We start from the raw sequence: 11,514 nt of genomic DNA on the forward strand, positions 1-11,514 counted from the left end.
TTGTTGTAGCACTAAAGATACTATTGCATATAATATCTCCGCAACCGCTCAACATTTTTCCCTGTTAAAAAAAGCCACCGGGTCAGAATAACCCGGTGGCAGGCACTGTTTACCAATGATATCCACCATGCCAGTGATGATGATGATACGGGCGGGGATGATAATACCCTGGCCTGTCCCGCACCACCAGGCAACTGCTTAACCCTGAAATAAGTACAATGGCAACAATCAGATATTTTAAAGTTTTCATGATCGCATAATTTTAATGTTGTGATGAATAGACGGAAGTTTAAGCGACTGCAGGCGGTTTAATCTTCTTGTTCACCTGTATAAATGATAAAACTATGCCAGACCATTGTGAGAACTGTTATCTATTGTTAACGCCTTATACAAGCTGGAATAAGGCTTCCCTGTTAAAGCCCTGCAGCTCATCCAACCTGTTTTCCTTCACCTTCTGTACCCAGTATGGATCTGCTAAAACAGAGCGCCCTACTGCCACGAGGTCAAACTCATTGTTGTCCATCCTGCGCACTAGTTCTTCTAAAGAAGCAGGTGATGAATTTTCGCCCCTGTGCAGGGAGATGATATCTTTGTCCAACCCCACAGAACCTACTGTGATCGTGGCTTTCCCGGTGAGCTTCTTTGTCCATCCTGCAAGGTTCAGATCCGATCCTTCAAACTCCGGTTCCCAGAAACGGCGGGTAGAGCAATGGAAAATATCTATCCCTGCATCTGCCAGCGGCGTTAGCCATGCTGCCAGTTCCTCCGGCGTATGAACGAGCTTGCTATGCAGGTCTTTAAGTTGCCATTGCGATACCCGCATCATCACAGCAAAATCATCTCCTGCCTGTTTGCGTATTTCCCTGGTTATTTCCACAGCAAACCGGCTCCGTTCCGCCAGCGTTTTGCCGCCAAAGAAACCGGTCCGGGTATTGGTATCCTCCCGGAAAAACTGGTCTACCAGATAGCCATGCCCACCCTGCACTTCCACGCTGTTAAACCCCAGCCGTTTTGCATGGGCGGCTGCGCGCCCAAAGGCAGCAATGGTATCGGCGATATCTGCATCGGTCATGGCTACGCCGTTGCCGATGCCGGAAGGCCCTTCAAACGGGGCAGGCGGCAACCAACCGGATGCATGATTTTCCTGGATACCGCAATGCCATAACTGTGGCGCCATCTGGCCACCGGCAGCCTTTACAGCGTTAATCACCCGCTGCCATCCGGCCAGTGATGCTTCTCCGTAAAACCTGGGAACATTGCCGTCATTGGCAGAGGAAGGCCGGTCGATCGCCGTGCCTTCTGATATGATCAGGCCCACTTCTCCTGCTGCGCGCCGCTGATAATAAGCAGCCACCTCGCTGGTGGGAACGCCGCCGGGGGAATAGGACCGGGTCATGGGCGACATTACAAAACGATTTCTTGTAAGCAATGATTTCAGGGCGAATGGCCTGAATAAACTTGTGGTATTCATACTGCTGTTGTTTATGTCCTGATGACGATTGAAATCGCCGCAGGGGGACAAAATATCTTATCTTTTTACAGCAGTTATTTATGCAATGCTTTTGCGATGGCCGCTTCGGTCAGCTGCGCCATCACCTTATAACCTTCGGCATTTGGATGCACACCGTCCAGTGTCAGGTTTTCCTTTTGCCCGTTCCGGCTGTCGGCCAGCGGTGTAAAATAATCCAGTAATACCAGGTGGTTTTCTTTTGCGTAACTGCTGATCATCTTATTCAACGATATGATATCTTCGGCCGGCGTCAGTTCTTTCCGCCAGGGATAACGGAAAACCGGCAGGTAAGCGCAAAGAACCGGCCGTATGCCATGCAGCTTTGCCAGTTCGGCCATCGACTTAATATTATCCATGATGGTTTCACTGGTAACATGACCGGTATTTCCCGCAATATCGTTACTACCCGCAAGAATCACCACTGCTGCCGGGTGCAGGTCAATCACATCCTGCCGGAACCGGATCAGCAATTGCGGTGATATCTGCCCGCTGATTCCCCGGTTGATATAACGCGGGTTTTCAAAAAACGAGGGCGCTACGTCAGACCATCTCTCAAAAATAGAACTACCCAGAAAAACCACCCGCTGCTCTCCTTTTGCCGGTGCGGGCAGCGACTTATTTTTTTCTTTATAATGACGGAGATTGGCCCAGTCGTCTTTAAAATCTTCCTTTGCCGGGGGCATTTGCTGTTGAGCAAAGGTGGTGCTGAATATGAGCAGCAGCGGCAATAACAATGTTATCTTCATAAAATCTTTTTCTGTTAATAGTTCCCAAAAAGTTTATTCATATCCCCGTATGGTTTTGCAGCATCCGCATAAGTGAATGTGCCCTGCTGCAGTATTTCCTCTGCTGCCCTGAAAATAGCGCCGTAGGCGGCTCTCACCAATGAAGAACCGATGCTTACCCTTTTTACGCCAAGGTCCTCCAGCTGCTGCAATGAAAAGTGGCCGCCTGAAAGTCCCATGATCACATTCACCGGGCGGGGCGCCACGGCTTTTACCACCGCCGTTATTTCTTCCGGTGTTTTTAAACCAGGGGCGAACAGCACATCGGCTCCGGCATCAGCAAAAGCTTCCAGCCGTTTGATAGTGTCTTTCAGATCGGGGCGGCCATAGATGAGGTTTTCTGCGCGCGCAGTGACCATAAAAGGATGCGGCAGGCTACGCGCTGCTCCCACAGCAGCTTTCACGCGTTCAAGCGCCAGCCCGAAAGAGTATATCGGGTTGTTGGGATGGCCGGTGGCGTCTTCTATGGAACCTCCGGCCAGCCCGGCTTTTGCAGCAAGCAATATCGTTTCGGCGCAGGCGGAGGGATCATCGCCAAATCCATTTTCCAGGTCGGCCGCCACTGGCAAAGTAGTAGCGTTGATGATCTGCCGGGCATTCTGTAATGTTTCCTCACGGCCTACTGCGGCGTGGCCATCGGGTTTGCCCAGCGCGAAAGCAAGTCCCGCGCTGGTGGTAGCCAGCGCTTTAAAACCCAGCGTTTCAAGTACTCTTGCAGACCCTGCATCCCAGGGGTTGGGCGCTACAAATATACCGCTGCGCTGGTGCAATGCCTGGAATGCTTCGGCCCTGGCCTGAAATGAGTTTTCTGCGGATGGTTTCATGGCGGATCATTTTACGGGTGACCGGTGTTATTAATAAAAAAAGCCTCAGATCTTTTCTGAAGCTTTTCCCTGATCTGTTTTAATACAACTAAGGTACTAAATCAATCGCTTTTCTGCTACCTGTTTAAAACTTGAAGGCGATGCCCAATATCAAACGCCGCGGCATCTGCGGGTTACCGCTTGCATCCCAGTAGCGCTGATCAGACAGATTATCTGCCTTCACAGAAAAACGGTAGCGTTTTGTATTATAGAATACCACGGCATTCAGGATCGTATATCCCGGCACACGTATGGTGTTAAGATCATCCCAGAAAGCGCTGCTGGCATAATTACCGCCAAAGCCCGCGCCCAGCCCGCTTAAGCGGCCTTTCACAAAACTATAGCTCACCCACAGGTTAGCTGCATGCGCCGGTGGCCCTCCTGGTCTTTTTCCTTCAAATCCCTTATCAGTTTTTACAAAATGGATATCGTTATAGGCATATCCTGCCACTACATTTAAGCCGGGCAATACGGTACCTGTTACCTCTGCTTCTACTCCTTCGCTTTTTTGTGTACCATCCTGGATACTCAGCGAAGGGTTGCCCGGATCCTGGCGTACTACATTGTTTACATGGATATTGTAGTAGTTAACGGTGCTGCTGAGTTTACCGGTCAGCAATTCCATTTTCACGCCTCCCTCTGCCTGCCGCGCTGTTTCCGGTTTGAAACTGATACCAAAGGCATTCTGTCCGTATACATTGTTAAATCCGCTCTGGTAGTTGGCAAACAACGATACTTTATTTTTTACGATCTCATAGGTGGCACCGAACTTGGGCGAGAGCGACGTTTGATCATAGTTGCCCGATATCTCACCGGTTTCCAGTATTTCGGTGCCTTTTTTATTATCAAAATAATTAAGACGCAAACTTAGCATTACGTTTAACCGTTCGGTGAGGGAAATAACATCCGTTACATAAGCGGCATAGTTCACCGGTTTGCTGAGGGTAGTTACCGCTGCCGCTTCTCCATCTGCCAGTACTTTAGCCGCGTTGATAGGCGGCACAAAAGATTTCGTGTAGTCAAATCCATCTATCAGCACGGTATTGCCCAACGGCGAATAACGGGTATCGCGGTGCAGGTAATCCAGGCCCACCAGTAAGCGGTTACGCAGTTTGCCGATTTTGAAATCGCCTGTAAGATTGGGTTGTATGGCCAGTGATTTAGTAGCGTTGGAAAATGCGCCGTAGTACCGCCATAGACTGTCTTTCTGAAAGTTAAGGAAGATATTACCGATCTCGTAATTATAATCAGAGTAATTAACATTCACGTCCAGCTTCCATGCATCTGAAAACTGGTGGGTAACCCTTGTATAAAAGCTGCGGATATTAAATACACCATTCAGTTTATTGGCCCCGTATGATTTAAAATAATCCCGTTGCAGTTCATCAAAGCTGCTAACGCCGGGTACTTTGATACCGCTGACACGTACCGGTGAATTGGCTTTCATGCTAAGGAACTCAGTGCTGAAAAGCACATCTGTGCGATCGTCCAGTTTATAGGAAAATGAGGGCGCAATGGTGTACGATTTTTTATACCCGTAGTCCTGGAAACCATTATCCCAGCTGCCCGCGGCATTGATGCGGAACAGCGCTGTTTTATCATCATTCAGCGGGGTATTGGCATCTACCGTTAAACGGCTGTAACCAAAGCTGCCGAGGTTGGCATCTATTTCACCAGCCCTTCTGTCGAACGGCTTTTTTGTAACCCGGTTAATCAATCCCCCATACGAAACTCCGTTGGAGCCAAACAATGTGCCGGAAGGACCTTTAATCACTTCCATCCTTTCCGTGTTCACCGGATCAGCGTTCACACCCTGGTCCACATACATGCCATCCCTGAAATTATCGCTGGCTACAAATCCGCGGAGATACACCCAGCTGTTATATCCAGGCCTTATCAGCGCACCGCTTACGCCGGGAATGGCTTTCAGTGCAGACACATAATCCACAATGGCCTGTTCCTGTAACAATGCTCTGGAAGCCACAGAATATACCTGCGGGTTTTCCAGGTTGCGCAGCTGCATTTTGGATACATATTCGCTTTCCTTATCGGCTACACGGTACTGGTTTCCCACTACAACCACTTCGCCCAGGGAGGAAGCTGTTTCTTCCAGTTTTATGGCGGGAAGATCGGTAAATGCGGCGTCCGTGATCACCACCGCCTGCTCCAGGCTTTTGGCGCCAATAAAAGATATTGTCAGGGTGTAATTACCTGCGGGAGCCTTTATTTCAAAAACACCTTTTTCATTGGTAACGGTGTAATACCTGGTGTGCTTTAACCCTACCGTTACGCCGGGCGCCGGTTTACCGTCGGCCGACAGCACCTTCCCTTTTAAGCCGGTACCTGCATCTTCCGCTAATAAAAACAGCGGCAGCAGGAATAAAAGGGCTATTGAAATGTAAGAAATGATATAAGGTTGGTAACGTTGTTTCATATGCAAAATTTTGTAGTACAAAATGAATACATATGCAGCCAGGATGTTTACGGGATCGGGAATTTTTCCTATAGGGAGGTCCTGGGCTGGGGTTCCAGCCAACTGTTACTGCTCCTGGGTTGTATGTCGGTTACAAGGCGGTCGCCAATACTCAAATCCGAAAAAATAAAAAGGTTTCCTGTAAAGGTTATGATTCAAGCCTTCTCTTTATAATATCAATCAGCTCTTCTTTGGTAAGAAATTTCTGCAGGAAATCTTCGAGGGTGCCTTCATTGGTGATCTCCCTGAAAAAAACTTCGTGATCTGTACCAAACAGGGTTGGGTTCCGGGGATTGGGATCTGATAAACAGATATAGTAGTTGTCGGGGAATCCATAGCTTTCAAAAACATGTACGAAGTCCGGCGAGGAGTCGTTGGTTATGGCTGTTATTTCTTCCAGGTTTACCATTTCGCTATCGGTAAAATCAGGATACCATTCTTTATAATCTGCGGTTCCTTCTTTAAAAGGTGTAAAAAGTTGCCCGGTAAAAAACATCTGGCCAAGTCCTTCCCTGGTCATGCGGAAATAATGATCGGTTACTTTATTGAAGAAGGCTGGTTTATTGGTTTTAAACAGTTCTTCATGCCGGTTTATAAAATCGTCGATGCCATAAACAGGTTCCGCATCCTCAGCTGTTTGCCATGGCGTGTCTTTGGGAGCAGGGTACAAAACGGTATCAAATGTGATTGCCTGCAGATCTTCCGCCAGCGAACGACCGGTCACCTGGTCAGTATTTCCTCCCAATTGCTTTATCCTGTTTAATATTTCCTGTTTCATAATTTTTTCCGGAAGATGTTAACGGGTTACTCTTTTCAGTTCTTTAAAATTTTGATTACCCCATTCAATTATCGTCATTACTACCGGTAAAAGCGATGAGCCGAATGCTGTCAGCCGGTATTCCACCCGGGCCACGGCTTCATCATACACCGTTTTGCTGATAATTTCATGCTTCACAAGTTGATTCAGCTGTACATCCAATACTCTCCTGCCAGCCTGGGGAATTTTCCGTTGCAGCTCACCGGGGCGACTCACACCATTGGCAATATAATAAATCAGGGTAATCTTCCAGCGCCCGTATAATATTTCCCGGACATATTCATGTCCGCATTCCAGTATCGGTATTTTTCGTTGGTATGTCATAAAAATAAATCAAAGATAGATGATCAGGCCAGGATGAAAGGTACGGATAAATTTATCCGTACTTGTTGATGTACCCGTTACTGTTGAATTTTGTGCAGACAAAAAAACGGGATATGAAATATAAGATCTTTGGCGCCAACAGTGGGCTGTATGCCAGTGAGCTCATTCTGGGAGGCGCTATGTTTGGCGCTACCGGTTACGGAGCCGGTAAGGAAGAAGCAAAAAGCATCCTGGCTTGCTATGCGGATGCAGGGGGAAATTTTATTGATACTGCAGATGTGTACAAATACGGGGCATCTGAAGAGGTTATTGGTGAATTTATCGCCGCCAACCGGAACAACTTTATCATCTCCTCAAAATTTACCAGGAGCGCAAGTGCGGCGCCTGCCATTACTGCACTGGGCAATAACCGAAAGGCCATGATCCGGTCGGCGGAAGATAGCCTGAGGCGGCTGAAAACGGACAGGATCGATATTTACATCGCACATTTCGACGACAATATTACACCTGCAGAAGAACTGGTGCGCGGGTTCGACGATCTGCTGCGGGCCGGCAAGATCCTGTATGCCGGACTGTCTAACTTTCCTGCATGGAAAGTGGCTACTGCTGTTACCATTGCCAACACCCACTTAAAAGCGCCGGTAATAGCATTGCAAACGGAGTACAGTCTTGTGCAGCGCGTACCTGAAAAAGAACTGCTGCCTATGGCAAATAACTTTGGCCTTGGTGTGATGGCTTACTCGCCCCTGGCCGGCGGACTGTTAACCGGTAAATACCGGAATAATGAAGCCGGCCGGATCACGCTTGCAAAAAATGATACGCTGATACAAAATCAACGCAACAATGCCATACTGGACACCATCATTACCATTGCCAATGAAACCGGCAGCACTCCTGCCAATGTAGCCGTGGCATGGATTTGCTCAAAAGGTATCTTCCCGGTGATTGGCCCCAGAACAAAAGCGCAGCTCGATGAGTATCTTGCTTCGCAACAGCTTCATCTCACAAAAGAACAAATAGCGTTGCTGGACCAGGCAAGTGAAATTCCTCTGGAGTACCCACATGACCTTACCAAAACGCAGCGTGAATTAATGATGCAGCACTTAATGCAATAAAACGTATTTTCTTAAAATGAGAAAAGGCCGCCTCATACAATGAGACAGCCCTTTCTTTATTTAACCCTGTTTGTTAATAAGCATTTTTAACCGTTAAAGTGTAGGTGTCCGGCGCCCCTGGAATACCACCGCCGACCACCGTTGATTTAACCAACGTTACCGGGTTGTTGATGTTGATATGGTATTGGCCGTTGGCGTCTATTGTCACATCAGCAGTACCACCTGAAGTAGCGGTCGCTGAATAATCTACAGCACCGGTGGCCACCGCGGTGCCCACTGTACAGGAAAGCGTCATATAGCGGGCGGTTGGATGGGCGACCAACACTTCAGTTGAAGTTAACGTATATGTTCCTGCTCCTAAAGCCTTAATAAAAACAGCAGTTAAGGCGCTGCCTGAATAGGCGCCATGATTACCTCCGTTACCTGAAGTGGTAACTGCTATCCCTACAGTGCTGCCAGCAACATTCTGGGCAGAGGCTCCCCGCGTGTAGGTATAGTTGCCCAGCTTCCAGGTGGATTCACCGGCAGGCGGTTCAGGTGTTGGATCATCGTTCTTACCTCCACAGGAAAACAGCATCACGGAAAAAGATAGCAGAGTGATGAACGTAAGTGTTTTTTTCATTCTATTCATTTTTATTCGTTGGTATAAAAATAGTCAAAGAATATACCTTGTTCATGCCTGCTGTTAAAAATACTGGTTTACGGATGACCGGCATACCTGGAAACAGGGAACGCACCTGCTAAATAAGCATCATTATCTTCTCTTCCTTTATTAATAAACGTATTCACCTGCGCCAGTTGTTCCGGTGAATAAGGCATTCCGGGATCAGCGATCACCAGCACAGCAATATCTGAAGGAATACTCCGCCATGCGCCTGATACGTAAATTTCAGTGTTATGGGTTTTATTGTCTGTCAGACACGGGTTAGTATTATTTATCATTAGTTTACCAGGAAATAAAATGTTATTTTACTATAAATAAACATTATGGGTGAAGAAGTATATAAAATAGCCGGTAACGATGCGGCCAACTATGAGGAGCACCTGGGCCCTCTCGTTTTTGAACCTGCGGCCCAGGCGTTACTGTCTCACATCACCGCATTCCCGGTGCATACTATCCTGGAAACAGCCTCCGGAACCGGCAGGCTCACCAAACATCTCCGGAAAAGCTTTCCGGCAGCAGAAAGTCTTGTTGCCACAGATATCAACCCTGATATGCTGGAAATAGCGCAGCAGCAATTGAATGATCCGTCCATTACCTTCCAGCTGGCCGATGCGCAGCAATTGCCTTTCGGTGATCAGTCATTTGACCTGGTGGTAAACCAGTTCGGGTTGATGTTCCTTCCGGATAAAGAAGCCGGTCTGAAAGAAGCGGCACGTGTATTAAAACCCGGCGGGCATTTTGTGTTCACCACCTGGGATAAGATCCCCAGTATGCCGTTGTTTAAACTGCTGATTGAAGACATGATCCTGCCCTTGTTTAAAGATGAAGATACAACACGCTTTCACACTCCATTTGCCTTACACGATCCTCAGCTGTTAAATACTTACCTGGAGCAGGCAGGTTTCAGGAATCACAAGGTAGTGTTCCTGAAGTTTAACGGGCGTGCTGATTCGCCCAAACATATTGTAAACAGTTACTTCCTGCAACATCCGCTAGGCAGGCAGGTAAAAGAAAAGGCGCCGGGGGCATTTGATAAGGTAGCAAAAGAGCTGGAGCAGCGGCTTACTAAGGAATTTGGCGCGGGGGCGTTTGAGTTTGAGCTGAGGGCGCTGGCGGGGATTGGAAGGAAATAGAAATATTTTCACTCCAATATCCTCATCCTATATGCATTCATTGCCGTGTTCCCCAACTTCGTTACCAAACGGTAATTCACTACCACTCCTACTGCCGCTCCTATTACGGGAAGCAACTGTCCCATTTTCGCCAGGTCTATATGATCGCGGTACTCTATCTGGAATTGCTGCCAGTCGAAGCGGTTGATATCTTCCGGCAGCTGGCTGCTTTTTTCTTTCCAGTCAACAATCTGCTCAAATACATTCCGGCGGTGTTCCTGGCTGCTGAAGGCCAGCTGGAAAATATGAAGAATATATAAGCGTTCCCTGTAATCATTTACATCAAAACCATAAAAGGCGGCGATATCAAAAAGCAGCTTCAGTTTCATCGCCAGCAATATCGGGAAATCCGCCAGGCCCAGCAGGATGCCGCCTGCACCGGTGATACCACCTTCGGCAGCCGCGGTTTTCCGGTACACATCCACACGGCGAAGCACCGCTTCCTCCATATCATACAAAGACGCGAAAACAGGCTGCTCCGGTACTGTATAAGCAGCGCCAAACAACACTCCCCTTACCATTTGCCTGATGGTAACCGTAACCACATCATGCACCTTCTGTGGAATAATGCGGTTGATACGTGATTGCACTGATTTCGACACCCGGTCGAATACCGATGGCCGGGCAAGCATTTTATGCTGCCACAGCTCCAGTTCCACCTTCATTCGCTGTTCATATAACATAACGGGAAATTACACAAAATTCAGGGGCTTCTATCAATAGATCAGATCGGAATTGGCATTTATCAGCTTAACAGCGTCCAGGAAAGATACCGCAATAAAAAAATATTCTCCACCACCATATTTTTTAAAAACACCGGGCTGGGTCTTAACAAATCCAATGGTATGGCTATAGATTAAAAAATCAGCAAAACCATTTATCTCCATATATAATTCTCTGAATCCTGCGGGAAATCTAAAGCCTATACTGGCTTCCACGGCTGAAATCAAATCAGGGGAGGCACCGGGGTTCAACCGGATCTTTTCATGCCTCCATTGCCTGCATATTTCAATTATGCTGTTTTCCATACGCTAATATAATGTGAACCTCATTCCCTCAACCCGGATATTTTCACTAATGTTATTTTGACTTTTGCTCACCGGATTTTGCCTGAAGCTTGGTAAATCAGGGGCACCGGCTTAATTTAAATTCAGATAGACCTGTAACTACCGGCTATTAAAAGTGACAATGACAAAATAAACAGTACACATCAGCCAAAATCGTTATGAAAGGAGGAACCGAAGCAAGGCTTCTATTCCAGCAACTACCCAATGCAGACGGAGAAGCTGTACTTGTAAAGCTGCACCATCTTTATTTTAGCCGGATATTCAAACTGATCCACTCACTCGTGAAACAGCGGGAACCTGCCGAAGAATTGGCCAGCGACGTGTTTGTACAGTTATGGCAGCGCCGGGAAAAAATGCAGGAAATCCTGAATCCTGAAGTGTACCTGTATGTCATTGCCAGGAACAAAGCATTCACTTTCCTGAAACAACAGCTGAATCTCACCGAACCACTGGATAATATTGAAGATTTCCGCCTGGAAGTAGCCCGCTCCCCGGAAGAACTGCTTATTTCCTCCGAAATGCTGTACAGGGTCAATAATGCCATCAACCAGCTTCCCCCCAAGTGTAAGCTCATTTTTATGCTGGTAAAAGAGCAATCATTTAAATACCGCGATGTAGCCGAAATCCTTAACATCTCCATTAAAACAGTAGAAACACAAATGGGTATCGCTTTAAAAAAACTCAGTAAAGCCTTCATCTTCTCTACTACATAATTTTTTTTCCA

At 47.3% G+C, this 11,514-nt stretch carries 14 protein-coding genes; 3 read left to right on the forward strand and 11 right to left on the reverse strand.

The annotated features are described in order from the left end of the window. Nucleotides 1-109: 109 nt before the first annotated feature. From ABIE50_RS23100 to ABIE50_RS23130, 7 genes are all read right to left on the reverse strand, one after another. A complete protein-coding gene (locus ABIE50_RS23100; RefSeq protein WP_209859240.1) occupies nt 110-250 on the reverse strand; it encodes a hypothetical protein in 141 nt (46 codons plus the stop codon). Nucleotides 251-385: 135 nt separating this feature from the next. Further along, entirely contained in the window at nt 386-1,471 is a 1,086-nt protein-coding gene (locus tag ABIE50_RS23105; protein WP_209859238.1) for an NADH:flavin oxidoreductase, read from the reverse strand. 74 nt (nt 1,472-1,545) lie between these two features. After that, the gene (locus tag ABIE50_RS23110; RefSeq protein ID WP_209859236.1) at nt 1,546-2,256 is read right to left on the reverse strand and encodes an SGNH/GDSL hydrolase family protein; all 711 of its coding nucleotides are present in this window, start codon (nt 2,254-2,256) and stop codon (nt 1,546-1,548) included. Nucleotides 2,257-2,270: 14 nt separating this feature from the next. Continuing rightward, the gene (locus tag ABIE50_RS23115) at nt 2,271-3,119 is read right to left on the reverse strand and encodes an isocitrate lyase/PEP mutase family protein (RefSeq protein WP_209859235.1); all 849 of its coding nucleotides are present in this window, start codon (nt 3,117-3,119) and stop codon (nt 2,271-2,273) included. Nucleotides 3,120-3,243: 124 nt separating this feature from the next. Further along, nucleotides 3,244-5,592 (reverse strand): TonB-dependent siderophore receptor, encoded by a 2,349-nt coding sequence (locus ABIE50_RS23120; protein ID WP_209859233.1) that lies wholly within the window; start codon nt 5,590-5,592, stop codon nt 3,244-3,246. A gap of 187 nt (nt 5,593-5,779) precedes the next feature. After that, nucleotides 5,780-6,409, reverse strand: a complete 630-nt coding sequence (locus ABIE50_RS23125) for a hypothetical protein (protein WP_209859232.1) — start codon at nt 6,407-6,409, stop codon at nt 5,780-5,782. Between the two features lie 18 nt (nt 6,410-6,427). Continuing rightward, a complete protein-coding gene (locus ABIE50_RS23130) occupies nt 6,428-6,772 on the reverse strand; it encodes a winged helix-turn-helix transcriptional regulator (RefSeq protein WP_209859230.1) in 345 nt (114 codons plus the stop codon). A 113-nt stretch (nt 6,773-6,885) separates the two neighbouring features. On the opposite strand from ABIE50_RS23130, the gene ABIE50_RS23135 reads away from it, so the two are divergent. Beyond that, the gene (locus ABIE50_RS23135; RefSeq protein ID WP_209859228.1) at nt 6,886-7,887 is read left to right on the forward strand and encodes an aldo/keto reductase; all 1,002 of its coding nucleotides are present in this window, start codon (nt 6,886-6,888) and stop codon (nt 7,885-7,887) included. A gap of 73 nt (nt 7,888-7,960) precedes the next feature. Here the strand turns inward: ABIE50_RS23135 and ABIE50_RS23140 are convergent, their stop codons facing one another. Together ABIE50_RS23140 and ABIE50_RS23145 are read right to left on the reverse strand one after the other, a co-directional pair. Continuing rightward, on the reverse strand, nt 7,961-8,509 hold the full coding sequence (locus ABIE50_RS23140) for a hypothetical protein (RefSeq protein ID WP_209859225.1): 549 nt from the start codon (nt 8,507-8,509) through the stop codon (nt 7,961-7,963). 77 nt (nt 8,510-8,586) lie between these two features. After that, nucleotides 8,587-8,829 (reverse strand): hypothetical protein, encoded by a 243-nt coding sequence (locus ABIE50_RS23145; protein ID WP_209859223.1) that lies wholly within the window; start codon nt 8,827-8,829, stop codon nt 8,587-8,589. Nucleotides 8,830-8,874: 45 nt separating this feature from the next. Between ABIE50_RS23145 and ABIE50_RS23150 the strand changes: the two genes are divergently transcribed. Continuing rightward, nucleotides 8,875-9,684, forward strand: coding sequence for a class I SAM-dependent methyltransferase (locus tag ABIE50_RS23150; protein WP_209859221.1), 810 nt, complete (start codon nt 8,875-8,877; stop codon nt 9,682-9,684). 8 nt (nt 9,685-9,692) lie between these two features. On the opposite strand, the gene ABIE50_RS23155 is transcribed toward ABIE50_RS23150, so the two are convergent. Together ABIE50_RS23155 and ABIE50_RS23160 are read right to left on the reverse strand one after the other, a co-directional pair. Continuing rightward, the gene (locus tag ABIE50_RS23155) at nt 9,693-10,406 is read right to left on the reverse strand and encodes an EcsC family protein (RefSeq protein WP_209859219.1); all 714 of its coding nucleotides are present in this window, start codon (nt 10,404-10,406) and stop codon (nt 9,693-9,695) included. A 33-nt stretch (nt 10,407-10,439) separates the two neighbouring features. Then, nucleotides 10,440-10,697, reverse strand: a complete 258-nt coding sequence (locus tag ABIE50_RS23160; RefSeq protein WP_209859217.1) for an SMI1/KNR4 family protein — start codon at nt 10,695-10,697, stop codon at nt 10,440-10,442. Nucleotides 10,698-10,948: 251 nt separating this feature from the next. Between ABIE50_RS23160 and ABIE50_RS23165 the strand changes: the two genes are divergently transcribed. Then, nucleotides 10,949-11,503 carry an RNA polymerase sigma factor gene (locus tag ABIE50_RS23165; protein WP_209859215.1) on the forward strand — a complete coding sequence of 185 codons (555 nt, stop codon included), beginning with the start codon at nt 10,949-10,951 and terminating at the stop codon, nt 11,501-11,503. Nucleotides 11,504-11,514 lie beyond the last annotated feature (11 nt).

Source organism: Chitinophaga sp. OAE865, from assembly GCF_040546735.1.
Taxonomy (GTDB): Bacteria; Bacteroidota; Bacteroidia; order Chitinophagales; family Chitinophagaceae; genus Chitinophaga; species Chitinophaga polysaccharea_A.

Coding starts and splice junctions, on each gene's coding strand:
- ABIE50_RS23130 (WP_209859230.1), bottom strand. CDS start 6,772: ATGACATACCAACGAAAAATACCGATACTGGAATGCGGACATGAATAT.
- ABIE50_RS23155 (WP_209859219.1), bottom strand. CDS start 10,406: ATGTTATATGAACAGCGAATGAAGGTGGAACTGGAGCTGTGGCAGCAT.
- ABIE50_RS23150 (WP_209859221.1), top strand. CDS start 8,875: ATGGGTGAAGAAGTATATAAAATAGCCGGTAACGATGCGGCCAACTAT.
- ABIE50_RS23140 (WP_209859225.1), bottom strand. CDS start 8,509: ATGAAAAAAACACTTACGTTCATCACTCTGCTATCTTTTTCCGTGATG.
- ABIE50_RS23145 (WP_209859223.1), bottom strand. CDS start 8,829: ATGATAAATAATACTAACCCGTGTCTGACAGACAATAAAACCCATAAC.
- ABIE50_RS23120 (WP_209859233.1), bottom strand. CDS start 5,592: ATGAAACAACGTTACCAACCTTATATCATTTCTTACATTTCAATAGCC.
- ABIE50_RS23115 (WP_209859235.1), bottom strand. CDS start 3,119: ATGAAACCATCCGCAGAAAACTCATTTCAGGCCAGGGCCGAAGCATTC.
- ABIE50_RS23125 (WP_209859232.1), bottom strand. CDS start 6,409: ATGAAACAGGAAATATTAAACAGGATAAAGCAATTGGGAGGAAATACT.
- ABIE50_RS23135 (WP_209859228.1), top strand. CDS start 6,886: ATGAAATATAAGATCTTTGGCGCCAACAGTGGGCTGTATGCCAGTGAG.
- ABIE50_RS23105 (WP_209859238.1), bottom strand. CDS start 1,471: ATGAATACCACAAGTTTATTCAGGCCATTCGCCCTGAAATCATTGCTT.
- ABIE50_RS23165 (WP_209859215.1), top strand. CDS start 10,949: ATGAAAGGAGGAACCGAAGCAAGGCTTCTATTCCAGCAACTACCCAAT.
- ABIE50_RS23100 (WP_209859240.1), bottom strand. CDS start 250: ATGAAAACTTTAAAATATCTGATTGTTGCCATTGTACTTATTTCAGGG.
- ABIE50_RS23110 (WP_209859236.1), bottom strand. CDS start 2,256: ATGAAGATAACATTGTTATTGCCGCTGCTGCTCATATTCAGCACCACC.